This window comes from Croceibacterium mercuriale (genome assembly GCF_000802385.1).
GTDB classification, from domain to species: Bacteria; Pseudomonadota; Alphaproteobacteria; order Sphingomonadales; family Sphingomonadaceae; genus Croceibacterium; species Croceibacterium mercuriale.
In genome coordinates, this window is the sequence record NZ_JTDN01000003.1 from 14767 (window position 1) to 37619 (window position 22853).

Below are 22853 nucleotides of genomic sequence, written 5' to 3' on the forward strand. Positions count from 1 at the left end.
TCCTTTCTAGAGGAGGTTGCCTTGCCCGGGAGCGGGCAGTTGCAGGTCGCGCATCAAGCGCTCGGCGAAGGCGGGGATGTCGCGCAGCGCGGTGATGTGCGCCTTCTTCAGCGTGTTGCCCGGCTGCGCCCAATCAGGGCGGCGCCAGGCTAGGCCAGGCTCACCAAGCCGCTGCGGCGACAGGCGCAGGTAGATGCCCTCGCTTTGCAGCGTGTGTTCGCCGGCGAACCTGGTGGAGGAGGTGAGGTAGTTCACCTGATAGTCGTTGCGGCTTAGCCCGACGGCGGTGGCGATCTGCCGCAGCGCCCGCTGGCCTTCACGCTGGTAGTGGCGCAGTTCGTCCGGCCGGTTGTCGCAGCCACGCAGCACCAGGCTGACGATCGCCGGTTTGTGCTTCAGCTCGGCGAGGCGCTCCAGGCACCGCTCGCGCAAGGGTGCATCTTCGGGGTGGTCGGCCGCTACCGTCCCGCAGGTCAGGCGCGACAGTCGGCGGCTGAGCAGCTGCACCGCCGGATCCTCGCCTGGGTCCAGACCGGCAAGCCGGCTATCAGCCACAGCGTCGGTCACCGCCTGCAGGCAGGTGTCGAACGTCACCAAGGCATCAGGGGCGAGTGCCCGGCGGTAGCGGTAGTCGATATCGGGGTTGCTCATCGATCGGCTCCATCATCAGGTCCGATCGTTCCCCTCCCCCTCCTCTTTGCTGGCGCCGCGGTCTCAGTTCAACGTGACCGGCTCCACCGCCACATAGGCCATGTCGCCAGCGAATGCCTCGGGCGCGGCGATCGCGATCGCGCGCAGCAGGATCAGCGGATCGGCGCCGCCCGGCACTGTCTCAATGGTGGCTTCCGTCCCTCCCGCAGGCTCGAAGTGCCATCGCGGCGGCTCGGCCCCGAACAGGTCGGCATAGGCTCTGGCCGCATCGACGCCGGGGGCAACGCTGTGCAGCGCCGCGGCGAGCTCGTCCGGAACGCGCAAACTGTCTGGTTTGGCCTGCGTCAGCTGCCAGCCATATTCACTGATCTGCAACAGCCGCAGGAGGCTGCGCGCCGGCGCGCTAAGCGTGAGCCGGAAGTGCGCTAGTAACATGACCCGCCTCCTCCTGATCCAGGCCGTAACCGGAAAATTGTGCCAGGAAGTTAAAGGCCTGCTCGGCCTTGGCGGCAGCGGTGATGATCGCCGTCTTGTCGGCCTTCATCAGCGAAACGAAGTGCTCGACATAGCTGGCGTGACTGTCGTGTAGTTCCGCCGGCAGGCCGAGTTCGTAGCAGACGCGCGCGGCCGTCAGTTCGGCGACGAGCTCTTCTGCCGAATAGGCCTTGTCGCCGAACCGCTTCCCGAACTCGCGATGCAGGCGGTCGGCTGCTCCGGTGGCGTGCCCAAGTTCATGGGCCAATGTGGCGGCGTGATGATCGCTCGACACGAATGAACGCAGCAGCGGCATCTGCACGTAGTCCCCGGCAGGTGAGTAGAACGCGCGGTTGCCGCCGTGTCGCACCTCGATCGGGATCGGTGCGAAGAAGGCGTCGATCTGTGCCTGCCGCTCCGATGGGCTCGGCGATGCCTCCGGGAGCGGATTCGGATAGAAATGTACCGGCAGGTTGTCGATCTGGGTTGCGTTGAAGACCCAGTATGAGCGCATGAAGCGGATGTGCCGGGTCGATTCCTCGCCGGTGCGGGCGTCCGTCTCGGTCTTGCTGGTGGTGTTAAAATAGATGCTCGGGTGCGCGGCCTCGCCGCGTCGGACCTGACCACCCAGCTCCTGCGCCTGCCGATAGGTCATCCAGTAGCGCGAGCCATAGCCCATGCCGTCGGCAACCGCCCACAGGTACAGCGCGTTGATGCCGGTGTAGCGCTGGCCGCCGGCGCGCAGCGGTGCACCGCCTGCGCCAGTGGTCATCCAAGGGCGGCGCCAGGGCAACACGCCCTGCTCGATCTTGGACAGGATCAGGTCGGTGATTTCCTGCGCGACGTCGCGCTTCGGGCCATTGCGCATGGCGCGTCTCCTTGGGTGGCGGGATGCACGAAAGAAGGCCCGGAGCGTCACCGCCCCGGGCCAAGGTTCATCAGGAGGAGCTTGGGGCCTTTCAGCCCATCATCGCCGCTTCCTCGTCGGCGATCTGGTCATTGGCGACGCCGGCACCGTCATCGTCGTCGTTGTCGGCACCACCGTTACCGTCATGGCCATCGATGGCGTCATCATCGTGCGGTCCGTCGAGCGCGTCGGCACCGAGATCATCGGTCGCCCCGCCCTCCTCGCCGTCGGCATCATCGGCATCGTCCACGTCCGCCGGCACCTCCGGAGCGGCGAGATCGAACCGCATCGCCGGCGGCACCCATTCGACCGCGCGGTCGCGCACCTCCGGCTCGACGATGCTCTCGCCGGCGAACAGCTTGCTGCAGGCCGCGGACAGGTCGGGCTTCTTGGAGGCGGCATAGCGGGCGGCCAGTTCGGCGCCGCCCACGTCGGTCAGCGCCGCGAGGCACTGCGTCTTGCTGATCCGGTCGAAGAAGTTCTCCGACGTCGGCCGCCACAACGCCGGCACATCGATCTCGAGCAGCGTGCCCAGCAGTGCGTGAACCGGATGGTAGGCGCTGCCGTAGCCCTTCTTGGCTTCGAGCGAAGTCGCCACGGTATAGGCGAGCCATGCGGCTTTGGCGTCATCGTCGAGCGCGCGGAAGGCGATGAACCGGTCGACCACCGACTTGGGTTCGCGCCAGCTGGCATCGAGCGCATCGCGGGCCTCGGCTAGCATGGTCTCGGCCGTCCCTTGCGGAATGTCGCCGCGCGCCGGATCCTGCGGCCGCCCGGCGCTGATCGACGTGCCCTTGTCGGACGCATACTCGCTGGCCGCGAGGCTGAAGATCGCGAAGTCGAGCGCCAAGCCCGGATCGCCCAGCAGCGAGGCCGCCAGGATGTTGCGCCGCTGAACCGCCAGCTGATCGAACAGCGACTGGCTGATCTTCTTGCCGTCGGGCGCCGCCGCCTCGGCCGATTCCGGCGTCTTGTCGCCGCCGCGCGGAGCCGGTTCGGAGAATGAGCCGCCGGTGATCGCCCCGCTGTCGTCGGTCTCGAGCCGCAGCACCTTCTCGCTGTAGTAGTCCGGCTCCAGCACCATCTCGCCCTGCTTGGACAAGATCAGGAAGCGGCCGACCTCTCCCTTCCACTCCTCCGGCAGCACGCGCACCGGGTTGCTCAGCTCGCTGAGTTCGGTCTCGAGCCCTTCGTACTCCTTCTCGGCGGCGAGCACCTCGGCGTCGCGCGCCTCGCTGTCCTCAGCCGTCTCGTCATCGATCAGTTCGACCAGGACCTCCATGCGCTCATGGATCTGATCGATCCGCAACGCCGCTTCCTCGCTGATCGGCGCGGGCGGCAACCGCACGGCGTTGAGCTTCAGCTCGGTCTTGACGTTGTAGCTGTAGGTGCTTGCCACCGGCCAGACACAGCCGATGCCGAGGTCCGCCATCAGCCGGGCGGCTTCAGCTTCCATCTTCTCGCCCACGAGCCGCTGGACGATCTCGACATCGAGCCAGGAATCGGCGGCCACGTCGCTGAACAGGTCGCGCTCGATCCGGCCACCGGCGGCGGTGTAGGCACCCTCGCCGATCAGCAGCGCTAGCGGATCGGTGCCGGCGACAGCCTGGCCGGCGATGGTCCGGCGGATGTTGTCGGGGGTCTGCGAGTAGCTGTGGCGCAGCTGCTCGAACACGCGCAGCTGCACGTCGTGCTGATCGGTGCTGGCATAGGCCTTGGCGAGCTCGAGCGTGATCTTGCCGCTCGCCAGCGCATCGAAGATCGGCTCGGCCAGCGCGGCAAGCCGCAGGCGCCCATCCACGAACCGCTGGGTCTGCCCGAACCGCTTGGCGACGGCGGCGGTATCGTCACCTTCCTTGATGAAGTGCTGGAACGCGCGGCACTCTTCCGCCGGCGTCATTGCGAGACGCTGGAAGTTCTCGGCCAGCGAAACCTCGGAAGCGCTCTCTTCGCTGCCTTCCAGCAGCTTGCATTCGATCTCGACCGTCGGCTCCCATGCACCGCGATCGACGATCATGCCGATCCCGCGCAGGCGCCGCCCACCGGCGATCACCGCGTAGAACCCGCGCTTCTTGGCCTTGGTGACCACAAGGTTCTGCAGCAGGCCATGGGCCTCGATGTCGAGCGACAGCTGCTCGTCGGCGTCGCTGTTATGGGTCTTGCGGACATTGCTGTCGCTGAGCACGAGCTTGTTGAAGGGAATGAGCATCATTTCGTCTCCTGATCTGCCCGCCCCATTCGACGGACACCCATTCCCCTCCCCCTCCTCTTTCCCGGGCCTCAGACCGCCGCCAGCACTGCGCCGATGATCTCGCGCGCGCGGTCGCCCCTGGGCACAAAGACGCGCGTCTTGTAAGCGATGATCTCGGTGAAGCAGCCGAGGCTCTTCAGCCATGGCAGACGTGCCCCCAACTCGCCGGCGAGCTCGACGCGGTATTCACCGGCAACCAGCGAGCGCTTGATGGTGACCGCGAAGGGCCGCGTCAGCGTGGTCGGGCGATGGCCTTCAAGGGCATCCATGATGCCATCGGCAGTGGGCGTGTAGCTGTCCTCGGCGCCGAACTTCGTCAGCACGCCGGCGACGTCGCTCTCGTGGACCAGGCGCCCGAGCCAGCTATTGCCGGTTTCGTCGACGATCCGGTTCACCGCCATCGTGTCGCGTGGCAACGCCGACCAGATCGGCAGCAGCAGGCCAGTGGCGAGATAGCGCGTCTCGCGACTGATCTTCGTCGCGGCCTCGTCCACTTCCGCCTGCCACAGTTCAGCAAAGCGGGCCTCGTCGCACGTCTCCCATGCGGTTTCGGCAAGATCGGCCAGGAACTTGTAGTCGCGGGTCAGGGGGCGGTGCAGGACGACACGCGGGAGCAGCTCGCCATTGTCCTCCATGAAGCTGCGGGCGCGCTCGCACAGCGCGACGCGCCGGCTCTTGCCATTGACCATCAGCCGGGCGTCGGTCGCCCATTCGCGCATCCCGAGGACCCGGTCGAGCGACATGGAGGTGTAGCGCTGCTGCAGCTCGATCGTCAGCAGGTGCGAGGTCGCGCCGGTCCGCTCGTCGGTGCGCAGCACCACGTCCTGGATCACGCTGGCCTGGTCGACCTGGATCGTCTCCACGCCGATATCGAGCTTGCCCGCTTCGCGCGCGGCCGCGACCCGCTTCTCGACCAGCGATAGGAACTCGTCGAAGATCGCGTTCTGGATCCCGATCGGCAGCGCCAGGATCCGGTTGAGCCAGCGCTGTATCGGCGGCAGGTCCTCGACCAGCACCCCGCCCTCACCCAGCAGCTTCAGCCCTGAGCGTTCCTGGAACTCGACCATGGTCGTGCTCTTGAGCTTGCCGCTGGCGAGAAGGTCGAACCAGGTCACCAGCGCCGCCTTGGCGTACTCGCTTTCGAGGTTGTCGGCCGGGTCGAACAGGTTCTGACCTCCGGTCTGCCGCTGCCCGCGGGTGAGCGCGCCCAGGCTGTCGAGACGGCGGGCGATCGTGCTGGTGAAGCGCAGCTCACCCTTGCAGTCGGTGGTCACCGGGCGGAACAGCGGGGTTGCGGCCTGATGCGTGCGATGGGTGCGGCCCAGACCCTGTATGGCGCGATCAGCGCGCCAACCCGGCTCGAGCAGGAAGTGAACCCGCTGCTGCTGGTTCTTCGCATCGAGGCTCGCGTGGTAGGAACGGCCGGTGCCGCCGGCATCCGAGAACACCAGCACGCGCTTGCCGCCGCCCATGAAGGCATCGGTCTCGGCCTGGTTGGTCCGGCCCGAGCGGGTCTCCAGCTTCTGCGAGCCGTCGGACTGCACCAGCAGCCGCTTGGTGCGTCCGGTCACCTCGGCCACGATGTCAGTGCCATAGTGCTCGATCAGCCCGTCGAGCGCCGGCTTGATCGGCGGCATCGCGCAGATCTGCTCGATCATCTCCGCCTTCCTGGCCTCGGCCTGCTGGTTGATGACCGGACGGCCGAAATCGTCGAACATCGGACGCGAGCGGATCTCGTTCGTGTCGTCCCGGTAGGTTTCCATCTGCTGGGTCGGGAAGGCGCGGTCGAGATAGTCGATCACGTTCTCTCGCGGTGACAGGTCCACTTCCAGCGCGGCACGCTCCTCCGGTGAGAGCGCGTTCAGCCGGCGATCGAGGATGCTTTCGGCCGTGGAGACCAGCTGCACCACCACGGATTGATCCGCATCCAGATGCGCGTCAACCGCAGCGATCAGGCTTGGGAGCTTCATGCTCAGCAGCACCTGGTTGAAGAACCGCTGCTTGGAGGACTCAAACCGCGATCGGGCGGCCGCCAGCGCGCCGCTGTTCTGCGTCCCGCCTTCGATGGGATCGACCACTTCGGTCAGCGCCAGCGCCGCTTCCAGGTTGGCATGGATCACGGCCCATGCGTCAGCATAGGCATCGTAGATGGCGATCTGATCGGGCGTGAGTTCGTGCTTCAGGATCTCGTACTCGACCCCGGCGAAGCTGAGTGCCCGGGCCTGGTAGAGCCCCATCGCCTTCAGGTCGCGGCTGACCAGTTCCATCGCCGCAATGCCGCCGGCGCGGATCTGGCTGATGAAGCTCTCCCGGTTCTCGAACGCGGTGCCGGGTCCCCACAGCGGCAGGCGCACCGCATAGGCCAGATTGTTCACGTCAGAGGCTCCGGTGGCGGAGGCGTAGAGCACCCGCGCGCGTGGCAGGTAGTTCTGTAGCAGTACGCCGGCGATGCCTTGCTGCGACCCCTTCTTGGCGCCGAGCATCCCCTCCCCGCCGGCGACGCCGCCCATCTCGTGGCTCTCGTCGAACGCGATCACGCCATCGAAGTCCGGTCCCGCCCATTCGAGCAGCTGCTGCAGCCGGGTCGCATCCTGGCGCCCACTGCGCAGCGTGGGATAGGTGGCGAAGATGATTCCTTCATTGTGCGGGATCGGCTGATCGATCTTCCACGCGGACAGGGGCTGGATGTCGGCCGCCATGCCGCCGAGCGCGCTCCAGTCGCGTCGGGCGTCCTCCAGCAGCGGCTCGTTCTTGCTGATCCAGATCGCCTTGCGCCGCCCGGCAAGCCAGTTGTCGAGAATGCAGCCGGCGACCTGCCGGCCCTTCCCCGCTCCGGTGCCGTCGCCCAGGAAGTAGCCCTTGCGATAGCTGGCGCCATTGGCGTCCGGGTCGAGCCCGACGCCCTCCTTCTGCGGCTTGAAGGTGCCCGGCAGAAACTGGTCCCACGCATTGCCGGCATAGATCACCGTCTCGAGCTGGGCTTCGGACAGGCCGGCGCCGGTGAGGATCCGTTCCGGGAGCGTCGGGGTATAGGCCGGGATCGGTGCTGGGATCGAGCCCATGGCGACGGACTCCACCAGCGGCGTGGGGTGCCCCGCGGCGCCGGCGATCTCGATCCGGCTCGGCCGATACGGCAGATAGACCCCCTTCTGCTCGCCAAGGGCGCGGGGCTGCTGCAAGGCTTCATAGCTGACTGCCGTGAGCGCATGGGTCCGCGCAACCCTCTTCGGCGCCGTCGCCGGGCGCGGAGCGGTACGCATGGCGCGGAACAGCGACGGTTTTGCCGGGGGCTTCGCGGCCGCTGCCGGCACAGGGCGGACAGGCGTCGCACGCAACGGTCGCCGCGCAGGGATGGTGACCACATAAGCGAGCTCCGCCACGCTGTCGCGCGCAATCACCGTCGGGCTGATGTTCCCCGGTGCCTTGTCGATCACATACAGCCGCACGGCCACGCTGGTGCCTTGCTTTTGGTAGCACTTCGACAGCCGGCAGGAGGTTGCCACCGTGCAGTCGGCCAGCGTCTCCTTGTACGCCACTTCCATGCGCGCGCTTGTGGTGAACCAGTCTGGCATGATCGCGACGATGCGGCCTCCAGGCGCGGTCTTGGCGATCGCCGAGCGCAGGTGCCGCACCGCGGCGAAGCTGTCGCTGCCCCGCCCTTCCGAGCGCGAGAATGGCGGGTTCATGATGGTGAGAGTGGGGCGCAGCTCCGCCGGCAGCAGCGAGGTCAGCATTGCGCCATCGACGCCGGTGATCGTGGCGCCGGCGAACAGGAGCTGCACCTTCTCGCGGCGCCGGGCATCGAGTTCGTTGAGGTGGAGCGCGGCTACCTGCGGCAGCATGACGGCCAGCATCCCGTGCCCGGCGCTGGGCTCGAGCACGATGTCGTCAGCCCGGGGCTGCGCCAGCACGGCCGCCAGCGCGGCGAGGTCCGCCGGCGTCGAGAACTGCTGGTAGCGGATCTGGTCTTCGCTGCGAACGGTCTGCGTCGGCAGGCTCTGCACCAGGTCGCTGTATCTGGCGACGGTGGCCAGGTCGGTCGGAGAGGATTGCGCCGCCAGGTGCTGCACGACACCCGCTTCCATCATCTCGAAAGCGTCGCGCTGGCTCCACCGGCCGTCGGCGGAGCCGCCACCGTGGAGATCGGTCATGGCCGCGAACAGCACCCGCTTGTTGAAGCTGGTACTGGCGATCGCGGACGCGATGGCGGTGATGGTGGCGCCCATCCGGGTCGCCTGGTGGTCGAAGAGGTCGGTCATTGCACGCTCCTGATGCTGATGCCCCCACCAGCATCCCCCTCCCCTTTCGCTTGTCCTGGGTCGGGGTTCAGGGCGTCAGGTGACGGGCGGAGCTGTCGCCTCGTTGACGGCTGACCAATCCTTGTGCGGTGCCGGAGGGGTGCGTCGCTCGATGGCCAGGCCGGCGCGCCGGTAGGCGGCGATTGCCTTCTCGGCCCCGCGCTCGCCCTCCGCGTCCCGGTCTTCGGCGATCAGCAGCTTCGTCAGTGTGTTCGGCAACTGGACCAGCGGCAGACGCCGGGCGCCGAGCGGCGACCAGCACACAATGCCGTGCAGCCGCGTGAATGCCGCGGCGTCCTCGAAAGATTCCGCCAGCGCCAACACCGTCCCGTGCAAGGCAGGTTGCCACGCACCCGTGCCTGGCCGTCCAAGCATGAACTTGCCCCGATGCCACGATGTTTCGGGATCGAGCAGGATCCGCTGGATGGCGGTCAGCTCCCGACCGTGCCGCACCGCCACAAGCAGTGCTGGCAGAAACACCGTCAGCGGCTTTGGTCGGAACGGGCAGCGTGGGTGGAACCGGATGTCGGGCAGGTCGTGAGGGAGGTGACGCTGTGCGAGATAGCGCTCGGCTAGGGTGCCGCCGACCTCGCGCGCCTGATCCCACAGCCTCTGGACATTCGCAGTCCCCTGCCCCGCCCTGATGTCCGGCATCGGGGCGCCGCGTTTAGGATCCAGGCGCCCGATTTCGCGCAGCACGGTCTCGCGATCGCAACCTGCAAAGCAGGTGACAAGCATGCCGCTGTCGCCCTGGCGGATCGATAAAGAAGGGGTGTTGTCGATGTGAGCCGGGCATCGGCACATGGCTTGGTTACCGCGCCACGTGCCGCCGAGCGCGGCCACGATGTCGACGGTTTTTTGAGTTGGTGGCTGGGCGATCAGCATCGAAATCCTCTCCTTTTCGTGCCGCCCTTCCCTCTCCCCTTCGACAAGCCCAGACCCTCACTTTTTCGGTTTGAATACGACCTTTGCAAGGGTGCTCACGACTTGATCGATCCATGCGCTTCGCCGAATCATCGTGGTTTGAACGCAACTGGTCAGCGACGTGCGACAAGCTCAGGATCGTCGTTTGTACTGCGGACGCTACCTACGATGACGATCTTGCACTGATTTCTCCGAACAGCGACGGTCCATGCCGTTGGTGCTTGCGTCTTACGAAGGCAGCAGCGCTGGTCGCTAATTTGATGTAGCGGATACGCTGTGATGCTGGCGTGAATCTGTCTCTATAAAAACGCCGCTGCTTGCAGCGGGAGATTCTTGATTCAGATGATTCAGATTCAGCTTCGAAAAACCCTCGAGTTTCAACAACGTAGACCGGTCTTCCTGACCGCGCGGGGGATTAAGCCTGACTTCCTGGGGGAAGTGAGCCTTACCTCTTGGGGGGGATGTCCTTACCTCCTGGGGGCATTCCTGACCTCTTGGGGGCTCGTGTTTGATCACTCGTTTGCGCCTTGCTGAAGGTGCGAGTTGAGCACCTCTTTCCGGTCACCGCTACACTCTCCTGGGTTCACTCTCTTATCCTGACCTGACTTGACGGAGAAGGACAGGTCAGCCAATCTTCTACCTTCAGCGATCACTCACCTACGGTAGAACATGGACGCGCAATCGGACTCGTTGGAGACAGAGGCCAACATCGACCTGCAGGCTTCGGCGCCACTTGGCCGAGCAATGCGGGTCGCCACGGCGTTGAAGGCAAAGGGGACCGATGAGTTCGCCAAGCCTGGCAGCATCATCGAGGTCAAGTTCGTAAAGGGAGAGTCCCTCAGTCTTACTGCCTCACGTTTGTTGGCTTTGATGATCCTTGCAGCCGGAGGGGATGCTTGGGCTGACCGGCCCCATCGGATGCGCAAGGCCGACATTCGGCGGGGCCACAAGGGCAACGAACGCATCAGCGATATGCTGGAAGAGCTTCATCGAACCCTCTTTGCCGTGGACGACCGGTCTTGGCGAGGAAAGAAGGCCACCCTTCGCTTTTCTCTGATCTCTCGATCAAGGGAAGAGACAGAGGAGGAGGGCGGGGAAGCTGGCTGGATCGAGTGGGAGTTCACGCCCGATGCGAGACGCCTGATCCAAGCATCAGAAACCTACGCTGTGCTGAATAGGCAGGCTGTCCTTGGGTTCAGATCGAGCTACGCGTTGAAGCTGTACGAACTTGGCGCCTTGCGGCTGCATCGACGTCAAGCCACCTGGCGGGGTGACATGCAGGCTTTGCGCGCGGCGCTTGGCATACCCCCTGATGTTTACGCCGACTTCGCTCAACTTCGTCGGAAGGTCTTAGAGAAGGCGAGGGCAGAGATCGATCAGCTAGCGCATTTCCGCGTTGACTGGCGTGAGATCCGGCAGGGCAGGAAAGTAACTGAGCTTGAATTTAGCTTTGAACCCAAGGGCGCGCCGGAGGTCATCGAAACGGTCGACGAGCTTGATCGGCACTCCGCTGGCCGCGCTCCGCGGCGCGAGAAGCAAGTGGAGGAGGTAGTCGCGCCGTTGTCGGCAATAGTGGCCCCTGGTCAAATTCGAGAGAGGGCGAAGGCGGAGGATGGCGAGTTCCCCGCTGGTACGTTGCGCTTTGGCGCGAACGACCTGCTTACGATCGCACAGGATCATGGGGGCGGTTGGGATATCGATCTTATTGCAGATGGCTTCCGCCAGCACATGGGCGATCGTCTCCAGAAGGTTCGCGGAGCCAAGTTGATTGCGGCCTGGAAAGGCTTCTGTGAAGGCTGGGTCAACCGCCGCGGTCGGCCTTAATGCCCCGAATTGCACGCGTGCAATTTTCGTGACACCCCCATTCGGTCAGGATACCTCACTCGATCACTCTCGCGCTTAAAACGATGGCGGTCAATTTTCGAAAGTCAGGCCGTTCTTGACGTAAAATCGCAAATCGGGTTAGCATAGCCTGAGTTGCGAAAGGACGTCTGTGGCAAACAGTCTTGATATTGAGGAAGCTGACAGGGTTCTCTCTGTCAGCACCTTGGCGAGCCGAACTTCCTCCGTCTTAGAGAGGCTGCGTGATTCTGCCCGGAGTGCCCGAGCCGACGAACGCCGCGAGCCGACGTTCACCATCGGGAAGGCTGCGGAACTTGTCGGACGAACTCCCGCCGCGATTAGGGAAGCGGAAAAGGACGGCCGGCTCCCGGAACCTGCTCGGACGGATAACAATCGACGGGAACGCTACACTCTCGCTCAATTGAACGATATGCGTGGGGTGTTTGGCACTCGGCCTTACAGGTCCAGTGATGATCCTTGTTGCGTTCTTGCGGTGCAGAACTTCAAGGGAGGCGTTGGAAAGTCGACGATCGCGGTTCATCTCGCTCAGTATCTCGCAATCAAAGGCTACCGGGTCGCGATCGTCGATTGCGATAGTCAGGCTTCAGCTACAACGCTGTTTGGATACGTGCCCGACCTTGATCTCGGCGAAGACGAGACCCTCTATCCGTTCTTGCGGGAAGGGGAGCGTTCTTCGCTCGATTACGCTTTGCGGAAGACGCACTTCGACGGTTTGGAGCTGATCCCGGCGAACTTGCGTCTTTTCAATTCCGAATATGAACTTGCGGCGCGTATGGCGCGGGGAAGCGAAAGCCTTCTGAACCGGCTTAAGGACGGCATCGACAGCATTGCCGACCGCTTTGATGTCATCGTGATGGACCCGCCGCCGGCACTCGGCGCTATCTCCCTTTCGGTGCTTCGCGCAGCCAATGCCTTGATCGTGCCTGTTCCGCCAACCGTGATGGATTTTTCTTCGACGGCGGCATTTCTGTCGATGCTTGATGAGACGATCGAGCAGCTGGCCGAGCGCGGCCTTGCGCCTGAGCTTCAGTTCCTCAGATTCGTCGCCTCAAAGGTCGACGAGAACAAGTCTATGCAGAAAGAGCTGCTGCATCTCATGCGAACATTGTTCGGCCATGGGATGATCCGAACGCCGCTCAAGGACTCTGCGGAAATCGACAATGCCACCGCGCGACTGATGACCGTCTATGAACTAGATGGTCCGGCGACCAGTTCGGCAGTGCGCAACAGGTGCCTGGGATATCTGGATGGCGTGAATTCAGAAATCGAGCTCGACGTTCGGTCGATGTGGCCTAGCCACCAAGCCGCTTTACGGAAGGCCGCTCTCGCGTGATCTGTGAAATTGCACGCGTGCAATTTGCTGAATGGAGGCTCAGATGAGCAGGAAGAATTCCGGTTTTGCAGCTGATCTGGCGGCAGGGATTGACCTGTCCGATGAAGCTCCCGCGCGACGTACAGGTCTGGCTGCGAACGTGCTGACCGGGCGAGCCAACAGGCTCGCCGATCTTGCGTCCGGAGCTCTGATCAGCCGGACGCATGAGCTTGTTGACCCTGCTCGGTGCCGCATGTGGGCTGGCCATAATCGCGATTATGGCTTGCTTACGGAGGAGCGTTGCGCAGACTTGATCGAGAGTATTAAGGCCCAAGGGCGGCAGGAGATGCCGGCCATTGTGCGGCGGGTGACTGGCGAGCCTGATTACGACTTTGAAGTTATCTGCGGTGCCCGGCGGCACTGGTCGATTACATGGCTTCGTTCTCACAACTATACCGAGTTCAAGTTCCTTGTCGATATTCGGGAGCTCGGAGATGAGGAGGCATTCCGGCTCGCCGACATCGAGAACCGCGCTCGTGACGATCTAACCGATCTTGAACGAGCAAGAGATTACCTGCGCGCTCTCGAGGCCTATTATGGCGGGCGACAGAAGACTATGGCGGAGCGCCTCAACGTCTCGGAGAGTTGGCTGACCCGCTACCTTGATCTTGCGCGCTTGCCGGCTGAACTGACCTGCGCGTTTGCAAACCCACAAGAGCTAGGCATTCGCAACGCCATTGCGCTCAAGGCATTGCTCAAGTCCGAGGAGCGGAAGGCGAGGGTGCTCAAGGAGGCCCGGCACTTGGCTGATCTTCAAGCCGACACGGGCATCTTTCTGCCCATTCTCGAGGTCATCAAGAGGCTGACAAACGTCATTGACGTCCCCCCCAAGAGGTCAGGAACGACATCCCCCAAGAAGTCAGGAAAGCTTAAGACGCACGCTACCGCTGAGGGAACATTGGTCCTGCGAGTTGAAGGCGCCGACCGAAAGGGCATACGCCTGACCCTCTTGCATCGAGGCGGCGCGACACGTGAGGATGCCGAGGCAGCAATCCGTGCTGTGTTAGACGAGCACTGGAGCTGAGGCGTCAATTGGGTGAACCGTCGGCAAACGGGGGGAGTCCGATGGCCGGGCGACGCGATCGGCACTGACACAAGGATCGCTTCATTCTTCCTCGTCGGATCCTCCGTTTGGCAATGGGCCGAAACGAGCCAGCATAGCGTCGATCGCCGCCAACTCGTCATCAAACGCCTGCAGCGTTGGCGTGAGTGGCAGGGGCCTCGGGGCAAGGGCGGGCGGTCTTCCCCGAGGCGCTTCGACATACCCGAACTCGATCGCCAGATGCGGGCTGAGGTAGGTACGCCACGACGCGCGCCCACTGACCTCGACCACGAGGCCGAGCCTGGCAGCGCGCGCCAACAGCTTGCCGGCGCCAGAGATCGACAGGCCATACTCGCGCGCGATGCCGCGCGGAGTAACGATGCCATGGCGCCCGACCAGGTCGATTAACGGTCTCAGCGCCCCGGCGCGCGGCTCTCCGTCGAGTACGCGGGCTGCATGGGTTGCGCCGGCCTCGATCCTGGCGAGCCGCTTGCGCGCGCGCAATGCGGCGCGAGTGAGCCGACGCAGGCTCCGGCGGACCGAGGCGGCGACCTTGCGCGGCCGATGGCGCCAGGCCGGGTCGATGATGACCAGCGACGGCAGCACCGCCTCGCTTAGGCCGAGCGCCTGCAACAGCCGCGGCATAATCGGTGGCGCCGTCGATGGCTGCTGCTGCGTGTGGTGTGCGGCGAGCGCGAGCAGCCGCAGCAGGGCAGGGGCGGCGTCCCATGCCTCGGGCAGATCGACAGCCACATGGACCAGCTCACGCCAGGGCGGCGCCGCACGCACCTGCAACGCCGATCGCCATTCCTCGAACACGGCGCAGTCTTCCTGCTTGAGTGTTGCCGGGAGCCGATGGGGCAGGGGAGTGCCGCGGAGATGGCTAAAAAGGTCGCTTTCCGCCGCACTACTATCGTGCGCCCGAAGGCTGGTCGCGAACCCGGCCATGGTCGCTTCCTCATGCCACCGCTCTTTGCAGAAACTGGCGGAAATCCGCGCATCCAGGCGCCCGATCGCCAGTGCGGCACCCTCCAGGTCCCGGACGAGCGGGGGTGTCAATGAAACCTGAGCCACGGCCAACCACGTTTTGTTCATGTGCAAGTACTAGCGTGAATGACATGCCTGCATCTACCACGGCTGACTTTTGGTATTGATAATGGCTGCTTATCACCACCATTGATCCCGTTTGCGGCCCGTGGCACACCGTCGACCATGCCCGAAAACGCCCTTGTTATGCCGGACCTACCTGACGACAGCTCGGTGCGCGACCTTGTCGCTGAAGTCCGGCTGCTGGCGGTCGGGACTGCAGCGATCGATCCGGCGTTGGTCGCCGCGGCCGCCCGAGGTTGGTCGGCCAACACCCAGCGGGCATTCCGCTCGGACTTGGCTTTGTGGGGCCGTTGGTGTCGGGCGCTCGGACTACGACCGGCCGACGCGGACGGCGCAACCGCGGCCGCCTGGGTCCGGGCGCTGGGCGGGGAAGGGGCGCCCAACAAGGCCGCCCGGGCGGCTGCGGGAAAGCCGCGCAAGCCCGCGACCATCGCCCGCTATCTGGTGCATGTGGCAACCGCTTACCGCTTGGGGGGCCTGAGCGACCCCACGGCCGCTCCGCTGGTCCGGCTCGAGCTCAAAGCCATACGCAAGCGCCTGGGTGTCCGCCAACGTCAGGCGCTGGCCTTGCGCTACAAGGGCGAGGTCGCCGATCTCGCCGAGCCGCCCAAGGGTCCGTGCGTCGCCACGCTGCTCAAGGCTACCCGCCGGGACTGGTTGGGCCTGCGCGACCGGGCGTTGTTGGGCATAGCCTATGACACCGGCTGCCGCCGCTCCGAACTGGTGGCGATCCGGGTCGAACATGTCTCGATTGAAGCCGACGGGTCCGGGCTGCTCGAAATCCCGAACAGCAAGACCGATCGGGAAGGGGAGGGTGACCTTGCCTACCTGTCCTCTCGCACGATGGAGGCGATCCGCGCCTGGCGCAAAGGAGCCGAGATCCGCTCAGGGGCGTTGTTGCGGCGAGTTGAGTGTCATGCCGACGGTTCGGTGCGGCAGGTGGGGGAGGGGGCGCTGCATGCCAATTCCATCTCGTTGATCTACCGCCGACTGATCCGCGCCGCTCACGAGAAGAAGCTGCTGGGACCGATCAGCGAGGCGGAGCTTGCACGCTACCTGCGGGAGGTGACCAGCCACTCGGTGCGGGTCGGGGTCGCCCAGGACAATTTTGCCGCTGGCGAAAGCCTACCGGCGATCATGCAGGCTTACCGGTGGCGCGACGCCCGGACGGTGATGCGCTATGGTGCGCGCCTCGCCGCCAGGAGCGGCGCCAGTGCGAGATTGGCGGAGCGGTTCAGTGACACCTGACGGTTCGGGGTTAGCACGCGGTTGAACCAAGCGAGAGCTAGCTAAAGACTAATTCCGCGCCTCGCCATTTCGCGCGCAGCAATCTCCTTCAAAATCGACGGCGGCGCAGCTTCGAAGATGTCTGCAAGATCGAGAAGGTCGTCGTCACTCAGGGCGACGACCGTCCCCTCAAGCTCCGTTAGGTGCTTCTTTGCACGCGTGTCCTGATTAGCACGCCAAGCGCCGCGGGGTTTCAACATCTTCGTAGCGTAGCACAGCGCGCTTAGATTAGGACCCGCAAAGGCGGGTATGAATGCCACGATCTTTAGGGCAGGTGATAGCCTTGAGTTGGGCCCTCTCGCAACGCCAGTCGCGGACCATTCGCTGGCACGGGTATGGTGGGACGAGCGGCTGTACGCCTGACCAACGGCTTCGGGTCGCTGGTGGGGCAGCGGGTCTTCTCCTTGGGGAATTTGGGTGTGACCCCGATCCGGTTGGAACACGGCCTGCCCTGCGTCACTTAACAGGGGCGGCCCTCCTGTCCGCGGGAGTTGGAATTGGCCAAGGACAATAAAGCGGCGACGGGCATCATCCAACGGTGGGTGGCGGCGTGGGATGGCCGGGTGTTGTTGCTGACCTGACGGATAAAGCGCGACAAGCCCGGCAGCATGGAATGGTGATGTTCGTCGTTCAGAGCAGCAATTGAAAGATACGTTGCCTTCGAGGCGCTTCTTCTCATCGCCGCGCCAACTAAATCTAATTATCGACATGTGGCGGCCGTAGCAGACTGCAATGGCAGTTGCGGGCACGACACCAAGGTACCGGCACCACGCTCAGGATTGATGCGCCAGGAACCGTGCTTGAATGCATAAGCGAGAAGTAGGGGGGCATCGCAGAATCTGTGCGTAAACGTACGCTCTCATGCCCGCCATCGGGGACGTTGGCCAAGTTCACTCCCTCGCCGGTTGCGAGACCAGCAGTTGTATGGAGCGTGGCGGGTGTGCTGCGGCCGCCTGATCGACGACGATTGATCACGCCTTCACCCGCGGGTTGGTTACCGCACTAGCCGTCGCTGGCCTGCCCTCCGTCTAAGTTTGGGCGTCGGACGAACCTGTCCGATCGTACGTCGTGGATTGCCCATCACAGTTGGGTGCCCGCGGCACGCCGGCCAAGGCTCTGCAGTTGATGCGCCCGCGCCTCCCTTGGTAACAACAGCCCATCAAATAGCAGACGAGTAGAGAGCTTCTCGGCAAGCGCATTGACGCTTCGAACCCTACAGGCCATTATCTCGCGATGACTTCTCTGACATCCGTCGAAACATCGGATCGGTTAATGACACGAGATACCTACACGAAAGTGCTTTGGTGGCTGCTGCCATTTGCCGTTTTGGTGGTGTCCACACTGATCCAAACTACTGGCGGCGTATATTTTCACATGTTCACTCATGACATGTTTATTCCGCTGGAAGGTGTCTTGCACCTGCACAACGGTCATCTTCCACATCGGGATTTCGTAACACCCATTGGAGCGCTTTATTATTTCGTCCACTACCTTCCCAGCCTGATAGTGCCAATTTCTGCTAAGACGCTGATCTACGCCAATCTGCTGGTCGCAACAGTGGTGGCGCTTGCGACCTTAGTATTCGGGCGTCAGCGGCTGCCGTTGTGGCTTGCATCCCTGGTCGCCTTGTATCTCGGCATCATAGCATCTTCGCCAAGGCAAATCGGCGAGCCGTTCACACTTATCAGTAACAACGCTTCCTATAATCGATTTGGTTGGGCGTTGATCGGTCTGCTGGCATTGGTTGCGGCGTGCCCGCGTCTGGTTCCGACCCGAAGATCATCATTGATTGACGGAGCGGTGGTCGGCAGCCTGCTGACTGGACTTTTCCTGATCAAATTGACCTATGCAGGGGCAGCCTTAGGAATTGTGCTGCTGACGATGGTCACCACCCGGAAGTTTTCTGATTGGCGCTATCCGTTGATGCTGTTCGGCCTATTTGCATCAGTCGCGTTGGCAATTGAACTGAGCACAGGATTAATCCACCTCTACCTCTCCGATGTGCAGATGACCGCCTCGGTTACGACGAACTTGTTGCGACCTGATTTCGCCGTCCGCTTGTTGTTCTACTGCGCTACAGGAGCAGTGGCAGTACTGATGGTCGGGCTAATCAATGAATGGGATCAGCGGCGCTTCCATGTTTGGGTTCCGCGCACGCTTCTCAGCTTGGCGATTGTCATGGCAGGCGTCGTGATCGGCATCCAAAATCATCCTGAACTCGAGAACCCGCTCTTAGCTGTCGCGGTACTTATCGCCGGCTATCCGAGCCTCCGGTTCTTGAACTCAAGAGCAGCGCAAGATGCGCCCGCGACGAAGACGACCTTCGATAACGGTGCAGCGAACGGTATAGCCAAACTCCTGGCTGGTCGCGCCTGTATAATTGGCTTTGTCGCGATGGCGGCCGGGCCGGTCGCACAGGACGTTGCGGCCATCGCATGGGTTGCTGTGGCTCCGCGTGCTAGCGGCAGCGAGGTAGCGTGGTTAGCCGAAACGCCGCTTTCGGATCTGACATTGTTTGCCACTGAACCGACGAAGCGAGGAACGGCTGTCCCTGGTACCTCCGTTAGAGACGATGTCGACCTGATTGGCGTCATCGGAGATGGGGTTGCCCTTATTCGTCCTCATGTGCGTGGCCGCGATGATGCCGTGGTTTTGCCGCTTACCTTCAGCAACCCATATCCGGTGCTCCTCGGATTGCTCCCCGTTCGACATGAACTTGCTTGGTGGCACGCGGACAGGACATTTTCCCGCTCAATCAAACCAAATGCTGACCTACTTCTGAGCGGCGTTGACTTCGTTATGTTGCCGAAGCGCTACACCAACTATTCCAATGTTGCTGCGTTTCGCGATGCCTATGCTCCGGAGATTGCGCGTGATTTTCGCGTCGCCGACGAGAACGCCACTTGGTTGTTATTCGCTCGGAACAGGTGCCAAATGAGATTGCGGTGCTAACCCGTTAGGCCACACTGTTGGAAAAGTTGACAGCGTTTGCGCTTCTAGGTTAATTATGGGGATGGGGATGGGGATGGGGATGGGGAGCCGTTCTCTCGACGACTTGCGTGAACCTGCAATTTGCTGTTCCGGTTAACTTAAAGGGAGCGGCAGCCACGGTTCTCTGGTTTTCGTGGCCCGGCGCTGTCTTATCCTCCGGACCATCTTCACACCTCTGCTCCGTGCAGTTGTCACTAGTTAGACTATATCATGGGCCGAAGTGCGATAGCGGAGGCGGAGATGGTCGGGCAGCCCGGTTTCTTCGATCTTTAGGGTCGATATGAGCAGATGAGCGCGGCGGGTGATCCGCTGGAGCGAATGGCGACGGTAGGCAATTGCGAGGTGTTCCGCGGTCCGCTGGTGGCAGCGCTACAGCGTAGTACCGGCGGCAAGGGCGGACTGGTGCCGCTCGACCCGGTGCTGATGTTCAACATCCTGGTGCTGCAGGCGCTTTACCGCTGGCGGACGAGGCAACCGAGCTCCAGATGAAGGATCGCCTGTCGTTCCAGCGCTTCCTAGGCCTTGGTCTGGACGGCACGGTGCCGGACGCGACGACTTTGTGGCTGTTCCGCGAGCGCTTGGTGAAGGCAAAGCCGATCGACAGGCTCTTCGCTCGCTTCGATGCGGCGCTGACCGATCGCGGCCATCTTGTGATGGGCGGTCAGATCATCGACGCCATTGTGGTGCCTGCGCCTAAACAGCGCAACACCGAGAATGAGAAGGCAGCGATAAAGGAAGGGCAGATCCACGAGCGCTGTCAGGACAAGCCAGCCAAGATCCGGCAGACGGACCGCGATGCGCGCTGGAAGATCCAGTACAGCAGGGCCAAGGTGAAGGATGACGTTGATCCCACAGCGTTCAAGCCGGTCGACCTCGCCATTCCAATATTCGGCCAAAAAAATCACATCGGCATCGACGGGGCTCATGGCCTGATCCGGACCAGGGAAGCCAACGCTCACTATTGCCGGTTCCGATCAGCCGAGACCACACCGCCTCGGGTGCCTGGGTTGACACGGGCTGACGTTCAAAGCAGAACTACGCCTTCCTGGCCGAGGGCATGTTCACCAGCAACATCCCCCGGCGACAGCCGCACGGCAAGGCGATGCCCGAGCGCATCGCTCGCGCGAACGACAAGCGGCCGGCGGTGCGCTCGGCCGTCGAGCAAATCTATGTCAGGCAGAAGCACCGCACGGGTCTGATGGTCCGCACTGTCCGCATCGCTCGTGGCCAGCTCAAGATCGGAATGGCCCACTTGGCCTATAAATCCCTGCGGCTCGCCTTGCTTCAGGGGCGAACTGCGCCTGCGTGATGGTGATGCGGCCCTGAACGGCCGCGCCAGCTAGCAGTGCCTTAGAAACCTAACAACTCACGTAGCCAACGCGAGCTGCTGCGCTCCTCACGTCGCTCTTGGGGCAGAAACCGCTGTTTTCGAGGTGTTCAACTGTTGGATGATCATTGCAATTCCGAAGTTTGCTATGAGAACAGCAACGCGAACTGCCATTGCCCGGGTTCATCCGCCACAGCAAAGTTATCGATTGAGCGCACTTAAATGGACGCATGTTCACCGGTGTAGTGACTAATGACAACAATAAGTAAGGGCTCTGCCTTGTCCGCCTACCGGAGCCAGTTCAAGGGGGCTCGCTAAGGGCGGGCGGCCGACTCAATCTAATTCGAAGCAATACGCAAGGGGCACGCCGATGCCGCATGTACTGCGTGCCGGCGCAGCCAACTCTACTCCGCTCGCCCGGGTGAAGGGCATGTACGCCCGCTATCAAGGAACAGACGGGAATATTGATCCGAGCCATCGGCATCGCACATGCCGAGGCGAAGACCGACCTTCCCAATCTCGCCTACAACGTTGACTGCCTGATCTTTCACGATCGTCGTGCCATCACCAGTCACCTTCGCCGGCCGAAGAGCCGTTCGGCCAGAAGAAGCCCTCGGCTTCCTCATGCCGGCGACGAGCCGGCCAGCGCTCTTGGCACGGTCCTGCCACTGTTAAGCACCACGTGATGTGGGTCCTCAACTAGCCACGGACAGCTTGCAGGACCTTCAGCTGAATCCAAACACTCTGCTAACGTGAGTTTAACAGCACATACCGGGGAAACAACTATAGAGGAAGCAATGAATTCTCAGCCAGATAATGAGAATTTGAATCTCGTAAAAATTACGAGGTTTGTTTATGAGCGTTCTAAGCTTGCGTACATCAAAACCTGATTACACGCTCTCGCCAATCACTGACAATCCAGGTCGGGAGTCGGACCTTGTTAATAGACGAAACTTCCTAATGGGCGGCACAGCTTTCTTTGTCGCGGCATGTGGCGGCGGAGACAGCGGCACGACGCCCAAGGTGCCCGCCGGGGCGTTGCCGCCCGCCCCCAGCCCAGTCCCGACGCCAAATCAGGTGTTTGGTCCAGAGATTGTGCCCGTCCAGCAATTTTACCGTGCCGAGCACGGCGATAACGTTCAACCAGCGTTCCAGGCAGCCATCAATGAGGCGCAAGGGACCGGCCGGAAAGTCGTTAACGACATGAGCGCCCTGGCCGCTCAGATGTGGGCTCCCGTGCGCTCAAGGGGTTTCGACGAGAAGACACCTGATGGTGTGCCCCTTGTGATTAGAGAACCTGTACATGTCGATTTTCGGGGCCTCTCGATAGACCTTCGTGGCCCGGGCGGTGGCACTCGAAAGCAAGCTCTAGCGGGATCGGCTGAGCCTTGGCTTGGTGGATGGCTTTATGCTTTTGGTCACAAAACGTTCGATCGGCTTACAATCGAGAACGTTACGGTTAATGGCGGCTTCGATGGTGATTACGCCAACAACGAACACAGGAACTTAAGCGATAAAGGTTTCCGGCTTCAGGATACCGATATAAAAGAAATCTATATGCGCAACATCGAGCTGAAGAACTTCGCGGCGGAGATCTATTATATCGGTGGATTGGGCCCTCTCTATCAAGAGATTGAGAACTGCCATTTTCACGGTAGTCCACAGGCGGCATGGAACCCGGGCGGCACTGGTAAGCTCGTTGCCAAAAATCTTCAGGCGGGTCGGGCTTGGCAAAGTGCCGAGGTTGTTTGCGGCCAAGGCCATACCTATGTGGACTGTCGCTTCTACCAATCAGGTCATGGAGGCGCGGCATTCTTGAGTGGTCCAAGTCCAGTCTTTACACCTGGACTACCCTATTGGTACACCACTTGGGATGGTATTGGTGATCCGCCTTATAACTACTTCAGAGATACTCGGTTTGAGAATCATCAACACGTACGGCTTGGATCATGGACGAAGGGGGATCTTGCCTTACTCGATACTGGTATTTCATTAGATCACGGGAACGGCCGATTGGAGGATATTGAACTGCGCATTAAAAGTATCTCGGCCAAGAGACGGTTTGATGCTGTCTCGATATCTGGGCCGGAGACAGCAGAGACCCAGGTCCGTGGCTGCCCAGAGGGAATATACTACCGGATTCCGTCTGATATCAATCTCGAGGTTGTTTGTGAACAAACAGAAGATGCGGTTAAAACAGGTGTGAGGCATACTTCGGCAGTCATTTTCGAAGGAGGACTGGTGGACGCCGGGTCAATTCGCATCAAAGCTTCTGGTAGTATGGAGAAGGCTCAGAACATTAGGGCGCCCGTTGTGGGCTTTGTGGCGCCATTAGTTCAGGCATCCTAAGGGTTAG

14 protein-coding genes and 1 pseudogene are annotated in these 22853 nt (G+C 62.3%); 8 read left to right on the forward strand and 7 right to left on the reverse strand.

All coding sequences use genetic code 11. The annotated features are described in order from the left end of the window. Positions 1–6: 6 nt before the first annotated feature. From PK98_RS14505 to PK98_RS14530, 6 genes are all read right to left on the reverse strand, one after another. Positions 7–651, reverse strand: coding sequence for a hypothetical protein (locus PK98_RS14505; RefSeq protein WP_052208867.1), 645 nt, complete (start codon positions 649–651; stop codon positions 7–9). Positions 652–714: 63 nt separating this feature from the next. Further along, the gene (locus PK98_RS14510) at positions 715–1086 is read right to left on the reverse strand and encodes a hypothetical protein (RefSeq protein WP_152608717.1); all 372 of its coding nucleotides are present in this window, start codon (positions 1084–1086) and stop codon (positions 715–717) included. Next, positions 1055–1993, reverse strand: a complete 939-nt coding sequence (locus tag PK98_RS14515) for an ArdC family protein (RefSeq protein WP_039097786.1) — start codon at positions 1991–1993, stop codon at positions 1055–1057. The genes PK98_RS14510 and PK98_RS14515 overlap by 32 nt, the downstream gene beginning before the upstream one ends. Before the next feature lie 91 nt (positions 1994–2084). Next, positions 2085–4244 carry a ParB/RepB/Spo0J family partition protein gene (locus PK98_RS14520; RefSeq protein WP_052208869.1) on the reverse strand — a complete coding sequence of 720 codons (2160 nt, stop codon included), beginning with the start codon at positions 4242–4244 and terminating at the stop codon, positions 2085–2087. A gap of 68 nt (positions 4245–4312) precedes the next feature. Beyond that, positions 4313–8542 carry a strawberry notch family protein gene (locus tag PK98_RS14525; RefSeq protein ID WP_039097787.1) on the reverse strand — a complete coding sequence of 1410 codons (4230 nt, stop codon included), beginning with the start codon at positions 8540–8542 and terminating at the stop codon, positions 4313–4315. A 75-nt stretch (positions 8543–8617) separates the two neighbouring features. Then, positions 8618–9466: a DUF7146 domain-containing protein gene (locus tag PK98_RS14530; RefSeq protein ID WP_039097788.1), complete on the reverse strand. Its 849-nt coding sequence runs from the start codon at positions 9464–9466 to the stop codon at positions 8618–8620. A 783-nt stretch (positions 9467–10249) separates the two neighbouring features. Between PK98_RS14530 and PK98_RS14535 the strand changes: the two genes are divergently transcribed. The 3 genes from PK98_RS14535 to PK98_RS14545 all read left to right on the forward strand — a co-directional run bounded on the left by PK98_RS14535 (position 10250) and on the right by PK98_RS14545 (position 13764). Further along, positions 10250–11329 (forward strand): replication initiation protein, encoded by a 1080-nt coding sequence (locus PK98_RS14535; RefSeq protein WP_039097896.1) that lies wholly within the window; start codon positions 10250–10252, stop codon positions 11327–11329. Between the two features lie 169 nt (positions 11330–11498). Then, positions 11499–12701 carry an AAA family ATPase gene (locus PK98_RS14540; protein WP_039097789.1) on the forward strand — a complete coding sequence of 401 codons (1203 nt, stop codon included), beginning with the start codon at positions 11499–11501 and terminating at the stop codon, positions 12699–12701. Between the two features lie 43 nt (positions 12702–12744). Next, a complete protein-coding gene (locus PK98_RS14545) occupies positions 12745–13764 on the forward strand; it encodes a ParB/RepB/Spo0J family partition protein (protein ID WP_039097897.1) in 1020 nt (339 codons plus the stop codon). A gap of 81 nt (positions 13765–13845) precedes the next feature. Here PK98_RS14545 and PK98_RS14550 read toward each other — a convergent pair whose 3' ends face one another. Next, positions 13846–14877: a hypothetical protein gene (locus PK98_RS14550; RefSeq protein ID WP_039097790.1), complete on the reverse strand. Its 1032-nt coding sequence runs from the start codon at positions 14875–14877 to the stop codon at positions 13846–13848. 117 nt (positions 14878–14994) lie between these two features. On the opposite strand from PK98_RS14550, the gene PK98_RS14555 reads away from it, so the two are divergent. The 5 genes and pseudogenes from PK98_RS14555 to PK98_RS16820 all read left to right on the forward strand — a co-directional run bounded on the left by PK98_RS14555 (position 14995) and on the right by PK98_RS16820 (position 22846). After that, positions 14995–16140: a tyrosine-type recombinase/integrase gene (locus PK98_RS14555; protein WP_052208871.1), complete on the forward strand. Its 1146-nt coding sequence runs from the start codon at positions 14995–14997 to the stop codon at positions 16138–16140. 1272 nt (positions 16141–17412) lie between these two features. Then, complete coding sequence (locus tag PK98_RS14565; RefSeq protein WP_152608718.1) at positions 17413–19131, forward strand: hypothetical protein; 1719 nt, start codon at positions 17413–17415, stop codon at positions 19129–19131. 327 nt (positions 19132–19458) lie between these two features. Further along, positions 19459–20479: pseudogene (locus tag PK98_RS14570) on the forward strand (transposase). A 482-nt stretch (positions 20480–20961) separates the two neighbouring features. After that, complete coding sequence (locus PK98_RS16815) at positions 20962–21183, forward strand: hypothetical protein (protein ID WP_152608719.1); 222 nt, start codon at positions 20962–20964, stop codon at positions 21181–21183. A 169-nt stretch (positions 21184–21352) separates the two neighbouring features. After that, positions 21353–22846: a hypothetical protein gene (locus PK98_RS16820; RefSeq protein ID WP_152608720.1), complete on the forward strand. Its 1494-nt coding sequence runs from the start codon at positions 21353–21355 to the stop codon at positions 22844–22846. Positions 22847–22853 lie beyond the last annotated feature (7 nt).